The organism is Pseudomonas sp. NPDC096925 (genome assembly GCF_044762545.1).
Classification (GTDB): domain Bacteria; phylum Pseudomonadota; class Gammaproteobacteria; order Pseudomonadales; family Pseudomonadaceae; genus Aquipseudomonas.
Window position 1 is genome coordinate 554,483 of the sequence record NZ_JBIWEM010000003.1, and the last position, 24,135, is coordinate 578,617.

Consider the following 24,135-nt stretch of genomic DNA (forward strand, 5'->3'; position numbering starts at 1 on the left):
TTCCGTCACTGCGCCGGGGCCGTTGCCGGTGGCGCTTCATTGGTCACCCGCAAGATCCCCCACAGCCCCGAGAGGTTGCCGTAGGCGGCGTAGTCGCGGAACAGGTAGTCACCTGTCACCGCGTTGGCGCCCCCGGCACTCGGCAGCATGAAGCTGAAGTGCGCCGCCGGCAGCACGCTTTCCTGGGCACCGATGAACATGGCCATCGGGTTGTAGCCGAAGCGCACCGAGCCGATGCCGGGCAGGCTCAGCGGGTAGCCGTCAACGTCATTCTTCTCGGCCTGGTAGTTGTGCAGTGGCCAGACGTGGCCATCCAGCTGGTAGACCATGCCGCGGCTGCCACCACTGGGCATCACGATGTGGTTACGCACGGGCTGGCCAGGTTTGGCGTACAGCACCGGGGTTTGCGGATCGCCACCGACCAGGGCGTTGGCATAGGCCATATGGGCGTTGGGCACATCGCCAAAGCCCAGGCCAGCGGCGCGGCCGAATGGCGAGTCGGGGGCCATGCCGAAGCGCAGCCACAGGGGTTCGGTCTTGTAGTTGACTGCCATGTTGCCGTTGTCCTGCGGGTCGCCGGTGGCGCCGTTGCCTTCGGTATTGATGCCCTCCACCGGTCGGCCATCGGCCCAGCGCATGTTCAGCGCACGCTGCCAGACCGTGACGAAGTCGCGGTAGTCCGGTTGGCCTGTGACCTTGACCGTGGCCTGGGCACGGGTAGCGGTGTCCTCGGTCCAGGTGGCGGTCTGCGGCAAGATGCTCATGGCACCCACCAGGCCTTTCTGCGGCTGCTTGATGAAGTCCGACGGGGTCAGGTTGAGGCCGCCGAACTCGATGGCCGTGGTGTTGATGTTGTCCACCGTGCGGCCCAGTTGCGACACCGGCTTGCCTTCACGCTCCAGGTGGCCCGCATAGTACTGGTAGGTGCGGGTCGGCCAGGCGCCGCTGGTACCGGCACGCGGGGCCACGGTCTGCACCGGGTTGAGGCCGACGTTGGCACCGTCGGACTTGGTGATGTCGTAGGCCAGCAGCTGCGCATGCAGGCCCACGTGGCTGGACGGCCGCATCAGGTTGTTGGCGAAGGCAGTGGCCCCCTCGCTGTCGAAGCGGTCGCGCTTGACCACGTTGTGCATCACCGCAGTGCTGGGCAGGTCCGGCATTACCAGTGGCAGGCGGTTTTCCAGGGTGATGCTGATGCACTCGCCGGCGTTGGCGCGCAGCACCAGCGGCTCCACGGGCACGCCCGCCTTGAGCTTGCCGGTGGTGACGTCCAGGTCGGCCTTGCGCACATACAGGATTGCGGTCGGGTCGTGCAGCGGCGCGCTGTGGCCACCGATGGTGAAGGGTTCCCCATCTTCGGGGTCTACCCCACTGACCAGCGGGATGGTGGTCTTGCGGCTGTTGAACACCAGGGTGCCGCCGTTGGCCTTGAGCGGGCCGCCGACATGCTGGCCGACACCGGCCGGGTCGTTGATGCTGACCCCGTTGCGATTCTCGAGGATGTCGTTGGCCAGTGCCGCGACGATCTCGTAGCTACGCTTGACCGTGGGGCGGCTGCCGATGCCATTGGGATTGGCCGTGGTTTTCGGGCAGATGCCATCAAAGTTCACGGTGTTGCGCATGGCCACCGGCTGTGGGTTGTTGGGCAGCGGGAACAGGTCGGCACGCTGCGTGGTGTAGTTGCGCATGATGCCCCAGATGCCGTTCCAGTAGCCTTCCAGGGCCGCATCCAGCGAATACAGGTAGTCACCATTGGTGGCTGCCGAGCTGGAGATCATCGACACCGGCGCCATGAAGCCCAGTTGCTCGGAAATACCGATCATCTGCGATGACTTCCAGCCCGAGTTGGAACTGTTGCCATAGCCGGTGCCGTTCTGCAGCCACTTCACGCCATGCAGGGTGACGTTGTGCTCCTCCTCATGGCCGCCGGCGTGCATGCGCAAGCGCACGTTGTCGCCGGAGTAGGTGCGCAGCATCGGGGTAAACGGGTCGCCCGGTTCGCTGCCGGCCTTGTTGATGTGCGGCGGGAACAGCGTGGTGCCGCCGGTGGGGCCGACCGCCGAGGTGATCGCCGACGGCGCCAGGTTCAGCGCCGGGATGGCGCGGTCGGTACGGGTTTGCAGGGCATGGCTGAGGTCGCCGGCCAGGCCGTCGGCCTGCATGCCACGCTTGCCATCCGGGCCGACCTTGTTCGGGTCGAACACACGCAGGGCCAGGGGCTCGTTGCGGTAGTTGACGACGAACATGCCCGGGTCATCCACCGAGATTGCCTGCGGGCAGGGCCGGCTTGGGCAGCCTGGGTTGATGCCGCCGCGTTCCTCGACGATGGCCTCCAGCAGGTTCGACGCCTTGCCGCGCACCGGCGGGTTGATGGCGTAGCGGAAGCTGTCGGCGGTGGCCGGGTACGACTGGGCATTGGGAATGCCGTCCGGCCCGGCACCGACGTACACACCGGCTTCATAGGCGTGCTGGAAGTCGCTGTATTCCAGGAAGAACTCGCGGTAGCTGTCGTTCTTGCCGTCGCCATCGTGGTCACCGGTCTGGATCACCGCCTGCCACGAGGTCGGGCCTCCGTCCTGGCGCGTGGCCGGGTTGTACAGCTTCTCGCCGGTTTCGGCGTGATACCAGGTGGAGTTGGCCGGTTCGGCCAGCACGGTGGCATACAGCCCAAGCTGCTGGTGGGTCGATGGGCCAAGGTGGTCATGGGTGAAGATGGTGCCCAGGCCGCGGTCGACGTTGTACACGTTGACCAGCGGGTCGGCGAACCAACGCTGCATGGCCGTGCGTGCGCCCAGCCAGTCGGCCCGGCCGAAGCGGCCGAAGTACGGGTGCTGCCGGGCTTGCGGGCAGGCGGCGGTGCCGTCGCGGCTATCGCCCTGGGTGCAGCCGTTATAGGCACGAATGGCCTGTATCCGCTCGACCACGCTGCCGGGCGAGAGAATGCCGTCTTCGTAGTTCCAGCCGTTGGCCGAGCCGTCGGCAGCGGTCAGGTCCCACTTGGGCAGGTGGATGTGCTGGCCGATCACGTCGGTCGGGGTGCGCACCTGATAGTCGTCCATCTCATAGATGTTCGGGATCAGGTTGGTATGCTGGTACATGGTGCAGTCGAAGGTGTTCATGCGCATCACCAGCGGCTCTGGCGGGCGCTGCTTGGTGATCACCGGCCAGGCGTCTTCCCACAAGGCGATGATACGGGCTTGCGGGAAGTGGTAGCCGACCTTGTTGTACACCGCGTCGAACTGTATGTTGGCGCCCTTGTAGATGCGTGGGCGGTCGGCGGTGAAGGCCGAGGAGCCACGGAAGTTCAGGCCCGACAGGCTCTCGCCGCTGAAGAACTCGCCTACCCCGGAGGACTGGGTCAGGCGTTTGCCCCGGTCATCCATGCACGGCTCGTAGAACGGCGCGCCGGCAGTCGGCAAGGCGCCGTTGGTGCGGAACGCCTTGGCCACCGGCTCGCTGCCCGGGATCAGGGCAAAACTGGGGTGTTCGGCCAGGGCGTGGAACTGCATGGCCGCCTGCTCGACATCGGTGCCTTCTTCCGGCAGGTAGATCGGCTTGGCCTTGTGTACCACCTTGGTGAAATCGAGCTTGGTGGTGGTGGTTTCGGCTTCACCTCCGGCGGATACACCGTCCAGCGCGTGGCGCCCCAGGCCACCGTCCCAGCCATCGACCTGGTTCGGGTCGAGGTTGGCCCAAAGTGCCTTGCCGCTTTCCTTGAGCTGGCGCGCCATGGCCGGGTCGAGCATGTCCAGTGGTGGGGTGGGTGGACGGTTGCCCACGCTGCTTTCCATACCGCCGATCCAGAACGGGTAGCCAGGGTTTTTCAGGGTGCCGTCGGCGTTGCGGTTGGCGTCGCTGCGATCGACCAGCGCCAGCGAGCCGATGGCCTTGCGTACCGGCACCTGGTTGGCTGGCTCTTCATCCTCGTCTTCATCAGGCTCGTCGTCATCATTGGCGGCAACCAGCGCTTCGGACAGCTTCGGTACCACCACCACCTTGCCTGGCATCGGCGCCATGGCCTTGCCGGGAAGCGGCACGATGGCCGGGATCGGCGTGCCGGCAACGATCTCGCCATCGGGCAAGGCCCGGGCGCCAACCGCCGGCTTGCCACTGCGCAGGGCGAACGGGGTGCTGTGGAAGCCATTCTCGCCCTGCCCGCTCACCTCCAGGCGGGTGCCTTCCTCGAACACGTCGTGCACCCGCCACATGGCCCACATGCCCTGGGCGAAGTGCGGGTAGAAGTGGCAATGGTAAATGGCATCGCCCGCCACCCGGTTGCGGTTGCCCGAACCGCCGTTGGCGATTTCGTAGGTGTAGCCGACCCCCGCGCCGATGCCCTGGGCATCGATGTAGTCGGAATTGTCGTCATTGGGGTTGAACAGCCACTGGTGGCCATGCAGGTGGAAGATGTGCTGCTCATGGCCGTTGTGCGTGTTGCGGAACTTGGTGAAGTCACCAATGTAGCTGTGGTGCACGTTGGCAGGTTCGGCCGGATACAGGGCCATGCTGGCCTTGACCCCGACGGCACTGGCCGGCGGCACCTCGCCAGGGCGGATGTGCTCCAGGCCGACGTTGGCCGGCACGTCCACCAGGGTACCGACGTCGCCGACAGTGTGCGCACTGAGGAAGAACTCCTCATAGGCGCACGACAGGCAGTCGTGCATCGGTCCCACGCCCAGGCGGTTGGCCACCACTTCGGCGCCCATGCCACCGGAACCGTAGTTGATCATGAACGAGTCGCGGGTGGGTTCCAGCACATGGCCCATCACCGGGTCGGCCCAGTAGCCAGGGAACGCCTGGGTGCCAGCGACCTCGTCGGCGAATTGCGAGGCGAAGTCACGGAACGCCTCCAGGCGGTTGGGCAGCGCCGGGTTGCGCTTGCCCAGGCTTTCCAGCGGGTAAGTGGATTTGGGGAAGCTGCCATCCGGGTTGGGGCCCATGACGATGGCATCGGTTTCGCTGTTGATGATTTCGTTGCCGTCGACCATGGCAATGATCGGTTTGCCGGCCTTGCCTTCGGCGATCCAGGGCTGCATTTGCGGGTAGCGCGCTTCGTAGTCGATCACCGGCTGGCCGGTGGCGGTGCGGCCGGTGGTGGCCAGGCGCATTTCTTCTTCGGTAAGGGTATTGCGGTAGGTGCGGCCGAGCTTGGGCACCACCACTACCTGGCCGAACAGGCCGTTGGCAACGTTCCCCGCAGTGCCCTCGCCGCCGAAGGTGGCGGCCTTGCTGGTGGCGGCGAAGGCGCCTTCGCGTTCGGCGTACAGGGTGTAGCTGCGGGTGCTGCCGGGGCTGACGAAGAAGTTGCCGTTGCGCCCGGTGTAGGCAGAAATGTCGGCGATGCTGTTGACCGCCTGCATGCCGTTGACCTGGAAGCCGACCATGCGCTCGGCCACCTGTTCGTCAGCGACGAAGCCTTCGGCGGCTTCATTTTCGAGCTCCGGCCCCTCCTCTTCGCCCTCAGGCTCTTGCGCCTCGATGCCGTGCTTGTTGGGGTTGGCCTGGTAGTCGAGCAGGTTGGTCAGGTTGACCGTCAGGCAGTCACCGGCGGCCACCCGCAGCACGATGGGCCGAGGGCGCTTGTCCGGGCGCAGGGTGACCTTGCCCGGTACCGCCGCCCCGCCGATGCTGAGGGGGACACTCTTGTCGTCCACCACATCCTCGCGCAGGGCGAACATCATGCCATTGGCGTTTTGCGCGCCAAGGCGGTTGAACATCAGGGGCTGGTCCAGCGCCACCACGTTGGCGACCAAGGTGCGCTGGCACTGCACGGCCGCTTCGCTGGTCGACTGCCAGCCGAGCAAAGCCAGAACGAGTGATGACAGGATGGGGCCTTTGAGTGGCGTAGACATGCCGCACCTCCGGGACACAGGATCTCTGCGTGGAGCTGGAGCAAGGTGTATGCCAGGCGAAAATTTCTTTTATTTACAATTGGTTGCAGTTGCAAACGAAACAGATTGGGGAGGATCCCCCAGCGGTTTTCCCCGAATCGGGGGGCGGCTTGCAGGTGTTCGTCACAAGATTTTCAGTGCCAGTGAGATCGAGCGCCGCCCGCGCGGCGCATCGCGAGCGAAGCTCGCTCCTACATCTATTTCGGGCCAATTATTCCTGAGGCAGAGGTGCGCGACCCTTTGGCGTCCACCTCGATATCGTGTGAAACAAACAAGGCGGTCGCGCGCGCTGGTGCAGGCGTTACTGGCCGGAAACAGATGTAGGAGCGAGCTTCGCTCGCGATGCGCCGCGCGGGCGGCGCTCGATCTCACAGGCACCGACAATGTGGTGGCGAGCCCATGGCGGCCCTAACCCAATCCCCCACCCTGCACCTCACAAACAACAAGTCGCTACCTGTACCAGCCTCATCGCCGGCAAGCCAGCTCCCACAGGGATCTGCGCCGGCTTCCAGGTTTGCGTTTACCGTCAACCGACCAGGGCACGTACGCAGAAGTACAGGATCGACGGCCCCATCAGGCAGCCCAACCCGGTATGGAAGGTGGCTGTCAGCGCCCCGTACGGCACCAGGCGCCGGTCGGTCGCCGCCAGCCCGGCCGTCACCCCCGATACCGTCCCCGCCAACCCGCCGAACACCATCGCCGAACGTGGGTTGTCCAGCGCCAGCAGGCGCGCCGATACCGGGGTGAACACCATCACCAGGATCGCCTTGATCAGCCCGGTGGCAATCGACAGCGCCATCACGTCCGAGCTGGCCCCCAGCGCCGCCCCGGTCACCGGCCCGACGATATAGGTCACCGCACCCGCACCGATGGTGGTCATGCTCACCGCATCACGGTAACCGAAGGCATAGGCCACCGCCGCGCCGACAATGAACGGCAGCACCGTGCCGAGCAGCAGCGCCACCGCGCCGATCATCCCGGCCCTGCGCGCCTCGGTGGCCTGCACCTCGAAGGCCGTGGCGACAATGGCGAAGTCGCGCAGCATGGCCCCACCCATCAGGCCGATGCCGGAGAACAGCGCCATGTCGGCCAGGCCTTTCTGGCCACCGGTTATGGTGCCACCGACCCAGGCCAGCACCAGGCCGATGACGATGGCGATGGCCGAGCCGTGCACGCGGCCGAAGGTCAGGTACTTCGACAGCACCACCGACAACCACATGATCGCGCCCACCACCGCGAAGGCAGTGATCAAACCGTTATGTTCCAGGGCATTGTCAATGATCGGCCACATGATCAACGCCCTCCTGCAGGGGCAGCCTGCACCTTGGTTTCGGGGCCGGCTTCCAGCGCCGGCAGGGGTTCGCCGCGGTGGCTGCGGCTGATCAGGGCAATGGTCGCACCGCACACCAATACCGCACCTATCGCCGCCAGCAGTGCTACCGGGCCACCGTGCAGGGCAGTGACCACGTTCTGCTGGGCGGCCATGGCCACCACCACCGGGATATACATGGCGCCCCAGAAGCCCACGCCGAACTCGCATTCCTTGCTCATGCCGCCGTTGCGGTGCATGTAAAGGCGTGCGCAAATCAGCAGGATCATGGCGATGCCGACCCCGCCCACATTGGATTTGACGCCCAGCAGCACGCCCAGGAAGTCGCCGACGATGACGCCGGCAAGCGTACAGACCGCCAGCAGTGCCACACCATAGATGATCATTGTTGTTGCCCTCAGGTAGTGTCGAAGTTGCTTGTTGTTGTTCTTCGCCATCAGTAAACCTGCAAGCACCGCGCTGGCTTCTTCGCGGGTAAACCCGCTCCCACAGGTACTGCAAATACCTTGAGCCCTGTTTGATTCCTGTGGGAGCGGGTTTACCCGCGAACACGGGCGCAGCCCGTGCCATCCGCCGCGGTGTTGCCGTCATCGATCGTTGGCCACCTCCTGGCGCAGCAGCGCATCCAGGCTGTCCCAACGGGTGCCTTCAACAGCTACCACCCTGCCCTGCTCGAACACCGGCCGGGCCAGCCCGCTGAGCACGTTGCCGGGCGGCAGTTCCAGGTGCAGGCGCACGCCACGCTCGTAGGCGTTGCGCAACGTGGCACGCCAGTCGACCATCCGCGCCATGTTGCCGGCCAGGTCGTCACGCAGACGCTGCGGGTCGAATACCGGCCGTGCGCTGCTGCCGCTCAGGTAGGTGATACGCGGTCGCTGCAGCTCGACCGTGGCGAAGGTACTGGCCAGTTCGGCCGCCGGACCATCCAGCAACGGGCAATGCGACGGCACGCTGACCGCCAGGCGCCGGGCCGTACCTTGGCCCAGGCGCCGTGCTCTGGTGGCAACCGCGGCCATCGCGCTATCGCTACCGGCGATGACGATCTGGTTCTCGCTGTTGAGGTTGGCGACATACACCTCGCCGCCCACATCGCTCAGCAAACGCTCCACGCTGGCCAGGTCCAGGCCACTGAGCGCGGTCATGCCGTAGCCTTGCGGATAGGCGCGCTGCATCAGCTCGCCACGCAGGGCAACCAGGCGCACGGCATCGGCAAATGCCAGGGCGCCCGCCGTAACGGCTGCCGGATAGGCACCGATCGACAGGCCGGCCACGTAATCCGGCGCGGGGCTGCGCTGCATCAGCCAGCGCGCCCAGGCCACGCCAGCCAGCAGCAGGCACAGCTGCACGGCACGGGTGGTCTGCAGGGCCTGCTGGCTGTCCAGCGCCTGGGCCTGCTGGCCGAGGGTGTCACTGGCCTCTTCCAGCAGCTGCCCGGCCCCCTCCGGCAGGCGCTGCAGCATGCCCACCTGCTGGGCGCCCTGGCCGGGGAAGGCGAACAGGCTGCTCATGCGGCACGCTCCATCGCTGCCCAAGGGTCACTGATCAGGCGTGGGCCATGGGCCGACTTGAGCAGCACGCGACGGGCGAAACCGGCCCACTCACGCAGGGCAACAGCACCCGCCGGGGTCTCCAGCTGCAGATCGATACGACAAGGTGCGCAATCGAGGATATCCAGCAGCTCACGTGCCCGCGCCCGGGCCAGCGGTTGCGGCGTACGCAGCAGCAAGTCCAGGTCGCTCTCGGCGTGCACCACCTCCATACCCGTGGCGATCTGGTACCCCACCCCGCCTGTCGGCCCCCAGGCCAGGCCACTGGCATCCAGTACCGGCGCGACCGAGGCCAGGGCCTGCAACGCAGGCCAAGGGCTTTCGGCTAGCCAGTGCAGCGTTTCGGGGCCTTGCTGACGCTGGATATCGGCCAGGCACATCAACGCACCCAGGCGCTGCGCCCGGCTCTGACCACGCAACCCGACAGCTACCCAACCGCCCTCACAGACGGCACGGCGTACCACTACCGGCTGACCGCTGACCAACACGTCCTGCGCCCACTGCGGCGCATCGGCAGGCAAGCCCGACACAGGCATCCCCCAGAGCAGGTCGTGCGGCCTTGGCGCGTTCATCTCAAGCGCCCTGCCATTGACGGCGCAGCTGTTCGCGCACGCGGCGCGAGGCACTGCGGTTTTCGCCGGCCAGCCGCGACGACAGATCGCTCGAGCTGCCGATGTCGCGCACCGCCTCAGCCAGGCAGGCACGTACCTGGGCGATGTCGGAGCTGCTCGGCGTCTCGGCATTGTCCACCTTAAGGCGGCGCCACAGCAGGCCCAGCGAGGCGTAGCTGGCCAGGTCGTAGGCCATCGGCGGCACCTCGGCGGCCAAGGCCTCCAGCTGCTCGACGCTGCGCAAGGTGATGCGCGCCGCTGCCGCCTTGCCCATGGCGTGCACCATGACCCCGGCATCGTCCAGGGCGATCAGACGCTGGGCCTGGTAGCCGTGGGCCAGGAAGGCACCAGACATGGCCTTGCCGACCAGCAGGCCGATCACCGGGTGCCCGGCCAGCCGCGCCTGGGCATAGGCATGCACCGCAGCGGCCAGCGCCTGATGAATGCCCAACGCCTCCTCGCGGCGGCCATAGGCCTGGCTGGGTACGTCGATCACCGCGACGATCGCCCGCTTCTGCCTCTGGCGGTCAGCCTCGACCGCTTCGCTCACGGCCTTGGCCAGGCCCCAGCCCTCCAGCAGGCCGACTTCGCCCGAGCGCGCACGGGGGAACGGGTTGCCAGCATCCGGGACCACGGCGATGAAGCGCACCAGGCGGTTGTCCAGTTCGCCATCGATTACCCGCAACGACGCGGGATAACCCGGCAAGGCTTGCCCGCCGGCCAGGCCCGGCAGCCAGTTCAAGGCACGGTTCATTTGGCTTCTCCTTGGTAAAGGTCGCGCACGGCAGCGGCATCCAGTTGCGGGCAACCATCGCCCAGCCGGGCCAGGCGTTCGAGGAACCAGGCGTGTTGACTGGCACGATCCCTTGAAGGTTCGTCGAGCAGTTGCAGCAAGCGTTCGCGCAAAGCCTCGATGTCGTCAGCCACATAGGCATCGACCAGCCCGCTGGCGTGCCGCTGCTCGCCACCGGTCAGGCTCCAGATAAAGGGGCGGTCCTTGGCATCGTATTCACCAATGCCCGCTTCCTGTTCGATCACCTGCGGGCCATTAAGGCCCAGGCGCGCTTCGCGGGTGACCAGCAAGTGGCTGCACAGGCCGGCGGCGATGGACATGCCGCCGAAACAACCGACCGAACCTGCAACCAGGCCGACCACCGGCTGCCAGGCCCGCAGTTCGACAATCGCCGCCTGGATTTCGGCAATCGCCGCCAGGCCCAGGTTGGCCTCCTGCAGGCGTACACCACCGGTTTCCAGCAGTAATACGGCGCAGGTGGGGATGCCGTTGCGGTTGTCTTCAATGGCCAGCTCCAGCGCGCCGGCGATCTTGGCACCGCCCACCTCGCCCATGCTGCCACCCTGGAAGCCGCCCTCGATGGCAGCGACCACAGCGTTGCGCCCATTCAGCAGGCCCTTGGCAATGACCACGCCATCATCGGCCTGGGGCACGATGCCCTGGCGCGGCAGCCACGGCGACATCAGCCGGTCGAACGGGCCAAGCAGTTCACGGAAGCTACCCGGGTCGAGCACGGCGCGGGCGCGCTGACGGGCGCCCAGTTCGACAAAGCTGCGGCTACGCAGCAAGCGTTCGGTGTCAGTCATGAGCAATCTCCTCGAAGCCTTGCTCCAGGCGCAGACGCACCACGCCTGGGGTGGCGCCGAAATCATGGATGTCGATGTTCACCGCCGGCCAGGTGCGGCCCTCGAACAGGCGCTGGAACAGCTGCGCCCAGCGTGCAGCGCTGCCGTTGACCGAGGTCACTACCTGTATTTGCAGGTTGCCGGCGCTGCCGGGTTCGATCAGCACTTCAAGGTCGCCGGAGCTGACACAACCCACCAGCGTGCGGCCGCGCCCCGGTTCGGCGGCGGGGAAATTAAAGGTCAGGGTTTCCATGTCACAGGCTCCCGGCTTTGTCGAGGAACAGGCAGGCGGCCAGCAGATCGGCGGCGCCGCCCGGTGAGGCATTCAGGTGCAGCAGGTGCTGGTCCAGCCGACGCAGTTGCCGGCGCCCGGCCAGTGTGGCGCTGCCGCCTTCGGTGAGCACGGCACGCGCGCCTTGCTGGACGGCAGCCAACCCGGTCGGGCCGCTGCGCCAGAGCACGCAGGTGTCGCTGAGCACGGCCATGATCGCCAGCAGCGCGTCGAGCCGGGCGTTCAGCTCGCTGGCACCGGCGGCGCGGCTGCGCTGCAGTTGCGGCAGGCCGTGACCGATGACGGCGGGGAAGCCTTGTTGCGCCTGCTCGCGGGCGCCGCCAGTGCCATAGCGGCGGCGTACCTGCAGGCCATGGCTGTCTTGGCTGGTCATGGCGGGGTCGTCGAACAGTGCGATGCGACCGGCACGGGCAGCCAGGGTGTTGGTATCGGCCTGGGTGTCGAGGGCCTTGGATGCTACCAGCAGGCCGAGGGCCCAGATTGCGCCGCGATGGGTGTTGACCCCGCCGGTGGCGGCCAGCATCGCCGCCTCGCCTTCGCGGCCGAGCTGGCCCAGGGTGGCGCGCAGGGGCTGGCCGATGGTGCCGATGGCCTTGGCGGCTTCGGCCATGTTGCGCAGGCATGGCCACAGGGCCAGGGCCGAGGCGTGCATCAGGGCCAGGGTCATGTCGCGGTGGGCGCCGTTGCCACGGCGGTCGACCAGGCCGGGCTTTGGGGACAGGTCGGCTTCGTCGATCAAGGCTTCCACGGCCAGGTCGGCCAGGTGGTCGGCCAGGGGTAATTCGGTTGCCTGTGCAGGCCTCTTCGCGGGTAAACCCGCTCCCACAAGGATCGTGCGATGTTCAAATGCGTCACTATTCCTGTGCTTGCGAAGAAGCCCATGCGGTTGCAAGTCGAGTGCTTTCATCACCAGCTCCTGAACCGTGCAGGCGGGTTGTAGAGGCCGCCGGACCATTCGACCAGGTCAGCGATGCTGCGCGCAGCCAGCAGTTCGCGGCTGGCATCGGTGCGGCGGATGCCGAGGTCCTCGGGCAAGGCGACCAGGCCTTGCTGACGCAGGCGCAAGGTGTCCTTGGGGTCGTGCCGCAGGCCGATGGCGGTAACCCCGGCCACGGCGGCGATCATCTGCTGGCGCTCTGCAAGGTTGCGGGCCTTGTACAGGTAGGCAACGCCCTCCTCGGTCAGCAGGTGGGTGACGTCGTCGCCATAGATCATCACTGGGGCCAGCGGCATGCCGGCTTTCTTTGCCACGTCCACGGCATCGAGCGTTTCCACGAAGGTGGGCTTGCCGCCTTCCTGGTAGGTCTCGACCATCTGTACCACCAGCTTGCGACCGCGTTCGAGCATTGTTTCCGGCACGGTCATGTCGAGCCAGGCCGGGGTCGCGTGGCGTCGGCCACGCGGGTCGTGGCCCATGTTCGGTGCTCCGCCGAAGCCGGCCAGACGGCCGCGGGTCACGGTCGAGGAATGGCCATCGCCATCTACCTGCAGGGTGGCGCCAATGAACAGGTCGACGGCGTACTGCCCGGCCAGCTGGCACATCATGCGGTTGGAACGCAGCGAGCCATCACGGCCAGTGAAGAACACGTCCGGGCGCTGGGCGATGTAGTCCTCCATGCCCAGTTCGGTGCCGAAGCAGTGCACGCTTTCCACCCAGCCGGTCTCGATGGCCGGGATCAGGGTCGGGTGTGGGTTGAGTGTCCAGTTGCGGCAGATCTTGCCCTTCAGGCCCAGGGACTCGCCGTAGGTAGGCAGGATCAGCTCGATGGCAGCGGTGTTGAAGCCAATGCCATGATTCAGCGACTGCACCTGGTGCTTTTCGTAGATCCCGCGAATGGCCATCATCGCCATCAGCACATGCACCGGCTTGATATGACGCGGGTCGCGGGTGAACAGCGGCTCTATATAGAAAGGCTGGTCGGCAACCACCACGAAATCGACCCAGGACGCCGGGATATCGACCCTGGGCAGGTCATCCACGCGGTCCACCAACTGGTTGACCTGAGCGATGACGATACCGTCGCTGAACGCGGCCGGCTCCACCAGTGCCGGGGTGTCTTCGGTGCTGGGGCCGGTGAACAGGTTGCCATCGCGGTCGGCCATGAAGCCAGCCACCAGAGTGACGTTCGGGATCAGGTCGACCAGCAGCCGCGAGTACAGCTCGATATAGGTGTGGATGGCACCGACCTCGAGCAGGCCGTCTTCCAGCAGTTGGCCAATGCGCAGGCTTTGCGGGCCGGCGAAGGAGAAGTCGAGCTTGCGGGCAATGCCACGTTCGAACAGGTCCAGGTGTTCGGCGCGGCTGACGCTGGGCATGATCATGTGCAGGTCGTGCAGGCGCCCCGGGTCGACCCTGGCCAGCGCGCGCGAGAGGAAATCTGCCTGCTTCTGGTTGTTGCCTTCGAGCACTACCCGGTCGCCGGGTGCGAGCAGCAGTTCCAGGGCTTCGACGATACGCTCGGTGGGCAGCACCACGCCGTCGGCGAGGTGGCGGACCCGGTCAAGGCGACGCAGCTTTTCGGCGCGTCGCCGGGACCATTGCGGCGGTGGATTCTTGGTTGTTGTCATGGTGACTCCACGGGTTCGCTGTCGTGGGGTCACCTTAGGGCTGGGGGGTTGGGCTATCAATCAAGCTCAGTCGCGGATCGTTACGACCAGGTTAACGATCTAGCTGATGTACAAGGGCGATAGGGCCAGCCCTGCCAACCTGAAACCTTGCTAGAGTGGCGATATCGCCGCCCAAGGCAAAAATGCAGAATCCCCCTGCAGATTTGTCGATTGTGCAAGGCAAATTCGCATGACAGGATCCTGCGATCCTCCAGCGAACTCCAGACTTCACTTGGAAAATCAATAACAAAGCAGGGAGAACGCAATGACTGCGCACGCTCATACCTCGGCAACCGACCATGTGCTGGCCGAGGTCCGCAACCAGATTGGCCACCTGACCCTGAACCGTCCCGCCGGCCTCAATGCCCTGACCCTGGATATGGTCCGCAGCCTGCGCCAGCACCTCGACCTGTGGGCCGAAGACCCGCAAGTGCGCGCCGTGGTACTGCGTGGCGAGGGCCCCAAGGGCTTCTGCGCCGGTGGCGATATCCGCTCGCTGCACGACAGCTTCAAGGCCGGCGATACGCTGCATGAAACCTTCTTCGTCGAGGAATACGCCCTCGACCTGGCCATCCACCGCTACCACAAGCCCGTGCTGGTGCTGATGGACGGTTTCACCCTCGGTGGCGGCATGGGCCTGGCCCAGGGCTGCGACTTGCGCGTGGTCACCGAACGCAGTCGTCTGGGCATGCCCGAAGTAGGAATCGGCTACTTCCCGGATGTGGGCGGCAGCTACTTCCTGTCGCGCGTCCCCGGCGAGCTGGGCATCTATCTGGGCGTCAGCGGCACCCAGATCCAGGCTGCCGATGCGCTGTACTGTGGCCTGGCCGACTGGTACCTGACCAGCGACCAGCTGGCAGCCCTCGACCAGGGGCTGGACAAGCTGCGCTTTGGCGACCACCCACTCAAGGACCTGCAGAGCCTGCTGGCCAGGCTCGGCACCCAGGTGCTCGACGATGCGCCGCTGGAAAAACTGCGCCCGGTCATCGACCACTTCTTCGCCCTGCCCGACGTGCCTGCCATCGTCGAGCAACTGCGTGCAGTGAGCATTGGCGACAGCCACGCCTGGGCCGTGGCCACCGCCGATCAGCTGGAAAGCCGCTCGCCATTGGCCATGGCGGTTACTCTGGAGATGCTGCGCCGTGGTCGCCAGCTGGGCCTTGACGAGTGCTTTGCCATGGAACTGCACCTGGACCGCCAGTGGTTCCAGCACGGCGACATCATCGAAGGCGTACGCGCGCTGATCATCGACAAGGACAAGCAGCCACGCTGGAACCCGCCGACCCTGGCCGCACTGCAACGCCAGCGGGTCGACCAATTCTTCGAAGGCCTGTGAGCCCGGGAGTACACAGATGCAAGACCTGGAACTGAACGAAGAACAGATCATGATCCGCGACATGGCCCGGGACTTTGCCCGTGGCGAGATCGCCCCGCATGCCCAGGCCTGGGAAAAGGCCGGCTGGATCGACGATGGCGTGGTGCGCAAGATGGGCGAACTGGGCCTGCTGGGCATGGTAGTGCCGGAAGACTTCGGCGGCAGCTACACCGACTACGTCGCCTACGCCCTGGCGGTAGAAGAGATCGCCGCCGGCTGCGGCGCCACCGGGGCGATGATGAGCATCCACAACTCGGTGGGCTGTGGCCCGCTGCTGGCCTACGGCACGGCCGAACAGCAACAGCAGTGGCTGCCACGCCTGGCCACCGGCGAGGTGATCGGCTGCTTCTGCCTGACCGAGCCACAGGCCGGTTCCGAGGCACACAACCTGCGCACCCGCGCCGAACTGGTGGATGGCCAGTGGGTGATCAACGGCGCCAAGCAGTTCGTCAGCAACGCGCGCCGCGCCGGATTGGCGATCGTCTTCGCAGTGACCGACCCGGAGCTGGGCAAAAAGGGCCTGTCGGCGTTCCTGGTACCCACCGACAACCCGGGCTTCAAGGTTGATCGCAGCGAACACAAGATGGGCATCCGCGCCTCCGACACTTGCGCGGTCACCTTCGACAACTGCCGCATCCCCGCCGCCAACATCCTCGGTGAGCGTGGCAAAGGCCTGGCCATCGCCCTGTCCAACCTCGAAGGCGGCCGTATCGGCATTGCGGCCCAGGCGCTGGGCATTGCTCGCGCCGCGTTCGAGGCGGCGTTGGCCTACTCGCGCGATCGGGTGCAGTTCGGCAAGCCGATCAACGAGCACCAGAGCATCGCCAACCTGCTGGCCGACATGCAGGTGCAGGTGAATGCCGCGCGGTTGCTGATCCTGCATGCCGCGCGCCTGCGCAGCGCCGGCAAGCCGTGCCTGTCGGAGGCCTCGCAGGCCAAGCTGTTCGCCTCGGAAATGGCCGAGCGGGTGTGCTCGATGGCGATCCAGGTGCATGGCGGCTATGGCTACCTGGAGGATTACCCGGTGGAGCGCTATTACCGCGATGCGCGGATCACGCAGATCTATGAAGGGTCTAGCGAGATCCAGCGGATGCTGATTGCGCGGGAGTTGAAGCACTATCCACTTTAAAGCCTTGCGCAATCCCTGCAGGAGCGGCCTTGTGTCGTGAAAGGGCTGCGCAGCAGCCCCAGGATTCTAGCGCAGATGCAAAAATTGCTGGGGCCGCGTTGCGGCCTTTTCGCGACACAAGGCCGCTCCTACAAGGGCCAGCGTTAACCGCCCCACACTCGGCTATCGCCAATAGCGCGAATCATCCACCACCTTGGCATGCCCCTCGAACAGCGCCGGCAGTTGTTCCTTGAGGTAGTCGATCCAGGTGCGCACCTTGGCATCCAGGTAATGCCGTGACGGGTAGATCGCATATAGCGCGCTTTCACGCAGGCGATACGGTGCCAGCAACCGGCACAACCGCCCCTGCTCGATCGCCTGGCTGGCGGTGTAGAACGGCAGCAGGCCAATGCCCATGCCCAGCTCGCTGGCCACCAGCATGGCGTCGGCGACGTTGGTGGAGAAACTGTCGTTCGGCGCGATCACACACTGGTCCACACCTTGCGGGAACACCCAGTCACCTTCGTACACCGGATAAGCCATGCGCAGGCAACGGTGCTGATGCAGGTCCTCGGGGCGCTCGGGCACCCCATGGGCCACCAGGTAGCTCGGCGCCGCGCAGGGGATGCTGAATATGTTGCCCAGCGGCACGGCGATCAACTGCGAGTCCGGTAACGCCCCGTCAACGGTAATCACCACATCGTGCCCTTCGGCCAGCGGGTCGGGGTTGCGCTGGGACAGGGTCAGCTCGATCACCACTTCCGGGCACAATGCGTTGTAGCCGGCCACCAGCGGCATCAGCAACAGGCCCAGCCCGTGCGGGCAATGCAAACGCAGGCGGCCGCGGGGCGTGAGGTGCGCACCACGGGCTTCGCCCACCGCTTCTTCGGTCAGCAGCATGATCTGCCGCGAGCGCTCGAGAAACCGCTCGCCCGCCTCGCTCATGCGCAAACGCCGCGTGGTGCGGTGCAGCAGGCGGGTCTGCAGCTGGTTTTCCAGCTCGGCAACGATGCGCGAAACCTGCGCCGCAGAAATGTCCAGGGCATTGGCGGCCGCAGCAAAGCTGCCACATTCCACCACACGGGCGAAGGTACGCATGGCATGCAGCATGTCCATGAAGGTGTGCTCCTTGTTCGGTCTTATTCTTGCGTTACAGGCAGGAATCTATCACGGGTTAGACCATTTATTGTGGATGACCAATGAATGGATCATTAGCCATACATTGAAAAAAGGAGCCTGCCATGAAACGTTCGATCGCTGTCCTTGCCGTTGCCGCTACCCTCGCCTCGTTCGGTGCCTTGGCCGACGCCAGCAGCAATCAACCGGTCAGCAGCGGCAACTACGAATACGGCATGCCGCTGGACATTGCCAAAGTCATCTCCATCACCCCGGCCAGCAACGCTGCCGACTGCCAGGTTGGCACCGCGCACATGGTGTATGTCGACCACCAGGGCCAGAAGCGCGAAGTCGACTACCGGGAAATGGGCAACTGCTCGCAGCAGTGAGTCAGGCCAGCGCCTCGGTGATCCAGCCGACCTGTTGCCTGAAGTCATCGATTTTCGCCTGAGGCACCGCATCGCGGGCCCGCTCGAAGTTGGCCAGGGTCTGCTGCTTCTGCCGCAGCATGCGCCGCCACTTGACCAGAAACGCCTCGCTTTTCCCCTGCAACAATACCGGGCCGAAGTACAGCTGTTCAGCGGTATACACCGCCCCGCCCGGCTCGGCGACGATGATCTCGTAGTCGAAGCGGTTTTCCCGCAGCAGTTCTTCGCTGACGATCCGGTAACCATTGCCCATCAGCCACTGGCGCAGTTCGCGCTCAGCGCCATTGGGTTGCAGCACCAGGCGCGTGACACCCGCCAGGCGCTGTTTGCCGGCCTCGAGGATCTCGCACATGGTGTCGCCGCCCATGCCGCAGATGCTGATCACCGAGATGCGATCTTCCGGCTCGACCGCTGCCAGGCCGTCGGCCAGGCGCACGCCGATTCGGCCTTCCAGGCCATTCCTGCGCACGTTGCGCTGGGCCGAGGCGAACGGCGTCTGCGCCACCTCGCCCGCGACCGCCGCTTCCAGCACCCCGCGCAGCATCAGGGCCACCGGCAGGTAGCCATGGTCCGAGCCGATGTCGGCCAGGCGCGCGCCTTGCGGTACTTGTGCCGCCACGCGCTCCAGGCGCCTGGACAATGTCTGTTCGTTCAACGTAAACCCCTGCTTTGCAATCGGCCGCGATTCTGACGGCGAACGCCGCGCATTTCAAACACCGGGCCGCCCTCGACCGGGCCGGCGCGCTCGCGTAGGCTTGCCGCTTTCCTTCCGTAGCAAGGCAAAACACACCATGGCACAAGCAGACATCATCTACACCCCGGACCCGGACGCCGAGTCGATTTCCTCCGACGTCGCCGAATACAACGGCGTGCTGGTCACCACGCAGATCCCGACCCACGCCGATGGCAGCCTGGAGCTGGGCGGCATCGTCGAGCAGAGCGAGTGCACCCTGCAGGCGCTGAAAGTGGCGCTGGAGAAGGCCGGCAGCGGCATGGACCGCGTGCTGCACCTGACCATCTACCTGACCGACATGGCTGACCGCGCTGCGTTCAACGAGGTGTACCAGCGCTTCTTCAGCAAGCCCTGGCCGGTACGCGCCGCCGTGGGTGTGGCTGCACTGGCATTCGAAGGCATGCGCGTGGAAGTCACGGCAATGGCCGCCAAGCGCTGATTCACCTTCAAGGGCCCTATCGCCGGCAAGCCAGCTCCCATCTCGACCGCGCGGCCCTCAGGCCTGTGCAGTACCTGTGGGAGCTGGCTTGCCGGCGATAGGGCCGGTGCAGGCAGTACACCTCTCGGCACCCCGATGATGCCGCCAGCCCGTTTCGTCGCTACAATGCCCGCCTAAACCGTGACAGCCCGAACCTATAACGACATGTCCCTTCCAAAGAATCACCTGGAACTGCTCAGCCCTGCCCGTGACGTGACCATCGCCCGTGAAGCGATCCTGCACGGCGCAGACGCCATCTACATCGGTGGCCCGAGCTTCGGCGCGCGCCATAACGCCTGCAACGAAGTCAGCGATATCGCCGAGCTGGTCAAGTTCGCCCATCGCTACCATGCACGCGTGTTCACCACCATCAACACCATCCTCCACGACAACGAACTGGAGCCTGCGCGCAAGCTCATCCACCAGTTGTACGACGCCGGTGTCGATGCGCTGATCGTGCAGGACCTGGGGGTGATGGAACTGGACATCCCGCCGATCGAGCTGCACGCCAGCACCCAGACCGACATCCGCACACTGGCGCGAGCCAAGTTCCTCGACCAGGCCGGCTTCTCCCAGCTGGTACTGGCCCGTGAGCTGAACCTGCAGCAAATCCGCGCAATCGCCGCCGAAACCGACGCCGCCATCGAGTTCTTCATCCACGGTGCGCTGTGCGTGGCCTTCTCCGGCCAGTGCAACATCTCCCATGCGCAGACCGGCCGCAGCGCCAACCGTGGCGACTGCTCGCAAGCCTGCCGCCTGCCCTACACCCTGAAGGATGACCAAGGCCGCGTGGTCGCGTTCGAGAAGCACCTGCTGTCGATGAAGGACAACAACCAGACCGCCAACCTGGCTGACCTGGTCGATGCCGGCGTGCGCTCGTTCAAGATCGAAGGCCGCTACAAGGACGTGGGCTACGTGAAGAACATCACCGCCCATTACCGCAAGGAACTCGACGCCATCCTCGAAGGCCGCCCGGAGCTGGCCCGCGCCTCCAGCGGCCGCACCGAGCACTTTTTCGTGCCCGACCCGGACAAGACGTTCCACCGCGGCAGCACCGACTACTTCGTCACCGACCGCAAGGTCGACATCGGTGCCTTCGACTCGCCAACCTTCACCGGCCTGCCGGTGGGCGTGGTGGAAAAAGTCGGCAAGCGTGACATGCAAGTCGTCACCGAGGTGCCACTGACCAACGGCGACGGGCTCAATGTGCTGGTCAAGCGTGAAGTGGTGGGCTTCCGTGCCAACATCGCCGAACCGCGTGGCGAGTTCGAGGAAGACGGCGAGAAGCGCTACCGCTACCGCGTCGAGCCCAACGAAATGCCCGAAGGCTTGCACAAGCTGCGGCCCAACCACCCGTTGTCGCGCAACCTCGACCACAACTGGCAGCAGGCCCTGCAACGCACCTCGGCCGAACGCCGCGTCGGCGTGCAATGGCACGCGGTACTGCGCGAGCAACGCCTGGTGCTGACTGTCACCAGCGAGGAAGGCGTGAGCGCGCAAGTGGCACTGGACGGCCCGTTCGGCCCGGCCAACAAGCCGCAGCAGGCGCTGGACCAGCTGCACGACCTGCTCGGCCAGCTGGGTACCACCATGTACCACGCCGACAGCATCGAGCTGGACGCTCCGCAGGCGTACTTCATCCCCAACTCGCAGCTCAAGGCCCTGCGCCGCGAAGCCGTCGAGGCGCTGACTGAAGCACGGGTGCAGGCGCACCCGCGTGGCGGGCGCAAGGCCGAGACCACCCCACCGCCGGTATACCCCGAGTCGCACCTGTCGTTCCTGGCCAACGTCTACAACCAGAAGGCCCGCGACTTCTACCACCGCCACGGCGTGCAGCTGATCGACGCGGCCTACGAGGCCCATGAAGAGCACGGCGAAGTGCCGGTGATGATCACCAAGCATTGCCTGCGCTTTTCCTTCAACCTGTGCCCCAAGCAAGCCAAGGGCGTGACCGGCGTGCGCACCAAGGTGGCGCCGATGCAGCTGATCCAGGGTGATGAAGTGCTGACCCTGAAGTTCGACTGCAAACCGTGCGAAATGCATGTGATCGGCAAGATGAAAAGCCACATCATCGACCTGCCGACCCCGGGCAGCGCGGTGGCCCAGGTGGTGGGGCACATCAGCCCGGAAGACCTGCTGAAGACCATTCCCCGCGGGCCGCATTGATCGGTAGCCTGTAGGGGCCTCTTCGCGGGTATGCCCGCTCCCACAGGAACTGCGCGTACCTGTGGGAGCGGGTTTACCCGCGAACACCGGCGTAGCCGGTGCCATCCACTGCTCAGCGCATCTGATGCTTGTGCAGCAACCGATAGAAAGTCGGCCGCGATATGCCCAGCACCTTAGCCGCCACGCTCAGGTTGTCACTGTGCCGGCTAAGGACATCGCACAACGCCTGGCGCTCGGCCCGGTGCTTGTACTCCTCCAGCGTACCCAGCGGATGCTGCACCTGGTCAAGGGTCTGCAACCCCAGGTCCTGCGCCTCGATTTGCCGGCCTTCGGCCAGCACCAGCCCGCGCCGTACCCGGTTGGCCAACTCGCGGACATTGCCCGGCCAGTCATGCCGGCCCATGGCCGCCAGGGCATGGTCGCTGAACGAACGGGGTCGGCGCCCGGTTTCCAGGCTGTAGAAATGGGCAAAATGACTGGCCAGCATCGACAGGTCGCCATGCCGGTCGCGCAAAGGCGCGGTCACTACCTGCAACACGTTCAGGCGGTAGTACAGGTCTTCGCGAAAGCGCCCTTGCTCGATGGCCCTTTCCAGGTCTACGTGGGTAGCCGCCAATACCCGCACATCCACCGGGATCGGCTGGCTGCCGCCCACCCGCTCAATGTGTTTTTCCTGCAGAAAGCGCAGCAGGTTGGCCTGCAACTCCAGCGGCAGGTCGCCGATTTCATCGAGGAACAACGTGCCACCATGGGCCGCTTCGATGCGCCCGGCTTTGCGCTGATGAGCACCGGTGAAGGCGCCCTTCTCATGGCCGAACAGTTCGGACTGGATCAGGTGCTCGGGGATCGCCCCACAGTTGATGGCAATGAACGGTTGCTCGCTGCGCTGCGACTGACGGTGCAGGGTACGCGCCACCAGTTCCTTGCCGGTACCACTTTCACCACAAATCAGCACCGGCGATTCGGTGGGCGCCAGCTTGCCCAGCAGCTTGCGCAGCTCGCGGATCGGGCGGCTTTCGCCGAGCAGTTCGTGGCTCGCTTCATCCACCCTCGCCGCCCCTTTGCCACGCAGGCGTGCCATGCCGAAGGCCCGGCCCAAGGTGACCTGCACGCGGGAAACGTCGAACGGCAGGGTGTGGAAGTCGAAGAACCATTCGCAAACAAAATCGCCGACAGCCGGCATGCGCAGCTGTTCGGCACTGAGCACGGCAATCCATTCGGTATTACTGCGCTTGATCAAGTCCTTGACCCCGTCCGGGCGCCTCAGGTGCGACGCCTGCAAGCGCAACAGGCCCACATCGCAAGGATGATCCAGCGCGGCACCGAGCATGCAGCTGTCCACATCCCAGCCTGCGCTACGCAAACCAGGCAACAAACGGTGACAGTCATCGCAGGGGTCGACAATGAGCAAACGGCGTTGGACGGCAGGCTGCTGCATGACCAATCCTTGGCGCCAGTTTTAGGTTTCTTGAAATAAAACAGTAAGTTGTGGCGCCCGATTAACAGTAGCAACGAATTTGACGGTTCCCAGTACCGTCTGTCTGCCGAATCATTTTTTTACAATGCGTGACGGGAATTTTCGCACTTTATCGACATCACATGGCGGCGTGGGCCAGAACGGATTCGACCCTGCAAAAATTTTTTACAACCAATGTGTGACTTGCCCCCGGACAACGAGCATCAGTACACATAACCCCGCGCTGCACTTCGCGATAACCGAGGCGACTTTGAAGCAACGCGGACTCACTTCGATGTTTGGGACCATAGAGAGACCGAACCATGAATGCCCCGCTCCGTGTCAACGAAGCACTGCTGATTGCCGACCACGCCTTCGAACCTTTCCAGTGCGTAGCCTGGGATGCACCCAACGGTACTGGTGAACTGAGCCTGGCAGTGATCGACCGGACCAGCACCCGCATCGGCAGCAAGCAAGTGTCCTCGCGTATTTACTCCGACCCGGCCCAGTGGGCCAGCCTGATCGAGGAAGTGCGCGCCGAACTGTGCGAAAAAGGTTACGACCTGCAACCGTGGTCGATGCCGAAATAATATCGGCTGGCAAACCAAGTGCGTGCGCAGCCACGCACTTGTACAACTTCCGGGTTGCTGTTCTGGCAACTTTCCTAATTGCGACATAGTGTCGCATCGATACTTTTCAATCCATCAGCCTGAACTGTTGCAGGTGCTGGTAATCGGCCTGTAGTTGTTGCGCCAGGCGCTGCGCACGGCCCAGGCGCACCGGCGCCAGTTCCATATCCACCAGCAACGTGGCACACGGCATCGGCTGCACGGCGTTCCAGTGCTGCAGGCGACCGTCGGTAAACACCAGACAGCGCAGCGCCTCTTCGGGGTGGGCCCGTTGCCGCGCCAGTAACCAGTGCCGAGCCTGTTCCAGTGCAGCGATCAACGGGGTTCCGCCACCGGCCCCCAAGGCTTGCAGCCAAGGTTGCAAAGCGGCCGAGGCCTTCAGGCCGTGGCGCTGCCACTGCGGCGTGCGCCCACTGGCGGTAAGCAGGGCCAGCCGGGCACGCTGGCGGTAGGCCTGGTCGAACAGCGCCGCCAGCAGCCCTTTGGTTTGCGCCAACGCCTGGTGGCGGCGGGTCGAGGCCGAAGCATCGACGATGACCAACCACAGTTCTGCGGGCCTGGCCTGGCGTTGCTGCCAGCACAGGTCCTGGCGCTGGCGTGGCCGGCCTTTGAGCAGGGTCGGCAGCCAGGCCACCCGACCGGCCGCGGCACTGCGCGCCCGGCCCCGGCTGGCGCCGTACTGCTCACCTGAGCCTGCTTTGGCATCCGCCCCTTTGGCAGGTGGCTGGGG

The 24,135-nt window shown here is 65.3% G+C and carries 20 protein-coding genes; 6 read left to right on the plus strand and 14 right to left on the minus strand.

What is annotated here, in order from left to right; all coding sequences use genetic code 11:
* Positions 1–5: 5 nt before the first annotated feature.
* The 10 genes from mnxG to mdcA form a co-directional block, all read right to left on the minus strand.
* Entirely contained in the window at positions 6–5,852 is a 5,847-nt protein-coding gene (mnxG, locus tag ACIQYU_RS12940; RefSeq protein WP_402800195.1) for a manganese-oxidizing multicopper oxidase MnxG, read from the minus strand.
* A 565-nt stretch (positions 5,853–6,417) separates the two neighbouring features.
* Positions 6,418–7,182: a malonate transporter subunit MadM gene (gene madM / locus ACIQYU_RS12945; protein ID WP_024087229.1), complete on the minus strand. Its 765-nt coding sequence runs from the start codon at positions 7,180–7,182 to the stop codon at positions 6,418–6,420.
* 2 nt (positions 7,183–7,184) lie between these two features.
* The gene (gene madL, locus ACIQYU_RS12950; protein WP_207833338.1) at positions 7,185–7,607 is read right to left on the minus strand and encodes a malonate transporter subunit MadL; all 423 of its coding nucleotides are present in this window, start codon (positions 7,605–7,607) and stop codon (positions 7,185–7,187) included.
* A gap of 201 nt (positions 7,608–7,808) precedes the next feature.
* Positions 7,809–8,729, minus strand: coding sequence for a malonate decarboxylase subunit epsilon (gene mdcH / locus ACIQYU_RS12955; protein WP_207833336.1), 921 nt, complete (start codon positions 8,727–8,729; stop codon positions 7,809–7,811).
* Complete coding sequence (locus ACIQYU_RS12960; protein ID WP_207833334.1) at positions 8,726–9,340, minus strand: malonate decarboxylase holo-ACP synthase; 615 nt, start codon at positions 9,338–9,340, stop codon at positions 8,726–8,728. The genes mdcH and ACIQYU_RS12960 overlap by 4 nt, the downstream gene beginning before the upstream one ends.
* 1 nt (position 9,341) lies before the next feature.
* Positions 9,342–10,133: a biotin-independent malonate decarboxylase subunit gamma gene (mdcE, locus tag ACIQYU_RS12965; protein WP_207833332.1), complete on the minus strand. Its 792-nt coding sequence runs from the start codon at positions 10,131–10,133 to the stop codon at positions 9,342–9,344.
* A complete protein-coding gene (locus tag ACIQYU_RS12970; protein WP_207833330.1) occupies positions 10,130–10,978 on the minus strand; it encodes a biotin-independent malonate decarboxylase subunit beta in 849 nt (282 codons plus the stop codon). The genes mdcE and ACIQYU_RS12970 overlap by 4 nt, the downstream gene beginning before the upstream one ends.
* Entirely contained in the window at positions 10,971–11,270 is a 300-nt protein-coding gene (locus ACIQYU_RS12975) for a malonate decarboxylase subunit delta (RefSeq protein ID WP_207833328.1), read from the minus strand. The genes ACIQYU_RS12970 and ACIQYU_RS12975 overlap by 8 nt, the downstream gene beginning before the upstream one ends.
* Before the next feature lies 1 nt (position 11,271).
* Complete coding sequence (locus ACIQYU_RS12980; RefSeq protein ID WP_243434207.1) at positions 11,272–12,216, minus strand: triphosphoribosyl-dephospho-CoA synthase; 945 nt, start codon at positions 12,214–12,216, stop codon at positions 11,272–11,274.
* Positions 12,216–13,877: a malonate decarboxylase subunit alpha gene (gene mdcA, locus ACIQYU_RS12985; protein ID WP_207833326.1), complete on the minus strand. Its 1,662-nt coding sequence runs from the start codon at positions 13,875–13,877 to the stop codon at positions 12,216–12,218. The genes ACIQYU_RS12980 and mdcA overlap by 1 nt, the downstream gene beginning before the upstream one ends.
* Before the next feature lie 304 nt (positions 13,878–14,181).
* Between mdcA and ACIQYU_RS12990 the strand changes: the two genes are divergently transcribed.
* Both ACIQYU_RS12990 and ACIQYU_RS12995 read left to right on the plus strand, forming a co-directional pair.
* Positions 14,182–15,252 (plus strand): enoyl-CoA hydratase/isomerase family protein, encoded by a 1,071-nt coding sequence (locus ACIQYU_RS12990; protein WP_233694481.1) that lies wholly within the window; start codon positions 14,182–14,184, stop codon positions 15,250–15,252.
* A 16-nt stretch (positions 15,253–15,268) separates the two neighbouring features.
* Positions 15,269–16,420 (plus strand): acyl-CoA dehydrogenase family protein, encoded by a 1,152-nt coding sequence (locus tag ACIQYU_RS12995; RefSeq protein WP_207833323.1) that lies wholly within the window; start codon positions 15,269–15,271, stop codon positions 16,418–16,420.
* Between the two features lie 162 nt (positions 16,421–16,582).
* On the opposite strand, the gene ACIQYU_RS13000 is transcribed toward ACIQYU_RS12995, so the two are convergent.
* Positions 16,583–17,515: a LysR family transcriptional regulator gene (locus ACIQYU_RS13000; protein ID WP_207833321.1), complete on the minus strand. Its 933-nt coding sequence runs from the start codon at positions 17,513–17,515 to the stop codon at positions 16,583–16,585.
* Between the two features lie 125 nt (positions 17,516–17,640).
* Here ACIQYU_RS13000 and ACIQYU_RS13005 point away from each other — a divergent pair, with 125 nt between their 5' ends.
* The gene (locus tag ACIQYU_RS13005) at positions 17,641–17,904 is read left to right on the plus strand and encodes a DUF2790 domain-containing protein (RefSeq protein ID WP_233687646.1); all 264 of its coding nucleotides are present in this window, start codon (positions 17,641–17,643) and stop codon (positions 17,902–17,904) included.
* A 1-nt stretch (position 17,905) separates the two neighbouring features.
* Here ACIQYU_RS13005 and ACIQYU_RS13010 read toward each other — a convergent pair whose 3' ends face one another.
* Positions 17,906–18,598 carry a tRNA (adenine(22)-N(1))-methyltransferase gene (locus ACIQYU_RS13010; protein WP_402800203.1) on the minus strand — a complete coding sequence of 231 codons (693 nt, stop codon included), beginning with the start codon at positions 18,596–18,598 and terminating at the stop codon, positions 17,906–17,908.
* 136 nt (positions 18,599–18,734) lie between these two features.
* On the opposite strand from ACIQYU_RS13010, the gene ACIQYU_RS13015 reads away from it, so the two are divergent.
* Positions 18,735–19,115, plus strand: a complete 381-nt coding sequence (locus tag ACIQYU_RS13015) for a RidA family protein (RefSeq protein ID WP_015270613.1) — start codon at positions 18,735–18,737, stop codon at positions 19,113–19,115.
* Positions 19,116–19,319: 204 nt separating this feature from the next.
* Entirely contained in the window at positions 19,320–21,320 is a 2,001-nt protein-coding gene (locus ACIQYU_RS13020; RefSeq protein WP_207833284.1) for a U32 family peptidase, read from the plus strand.
* Between the two features lie 112 nt (positions 21,321–21,432).
* Here ACIQYU_RS13020 and ACIQYU_RS13025 read toward each other — a convergent pair whose 3' ends face one another.
* On the minus strand, positions 21,433–22,758 hold the full coding sequence (locus ACIQYU_RS13025; RefSeq protein ID WP_207833282.1) for a sigma-54 dependent transcriptional regulator: 1,326 nt from the start codon (positions 22,756–22,758) through the stop codon (positions 21,433–21,435).
* A gap of 341 nt (positions 22,759–23,099) precedes the next feature.
* Between ACIQYU_RS13025 and ACIQYU_RS13030 the strand changes: the two genes are divergently transcribed.
* Positions 23,100–23,366, plus strand: coding sequence for a hypothetical protein (locus ACIQYU_RS13030; RefSeq protein ID WP_013972506.1), 267 nt, complete (start codon positions 23,100–23,102; stop codon positions 23,364–23,366).
* Positions 23,367–23,472: 106 nt separating this feature from the next.
* Here the strand turns inward: ACIQYU_RS13030 and ACIQYU_RS13035 are convergent, their stop codons facing one another.
* Positions 23,473–24,039 carry a VWA domain-containing protein gene (locus ACIQYU_RS13035; protein WP_207833280.1) on the minus strand — a complete coding sequence of 189 codons (567 nt, stop codon included), beginning with the start codon at positions 24,037–24,039 and terminating at the stop codon, positions 23,473–23,475.
* Between the last annotated feature and the right edge of the window lie 96 nt (positions 24,040–24,135).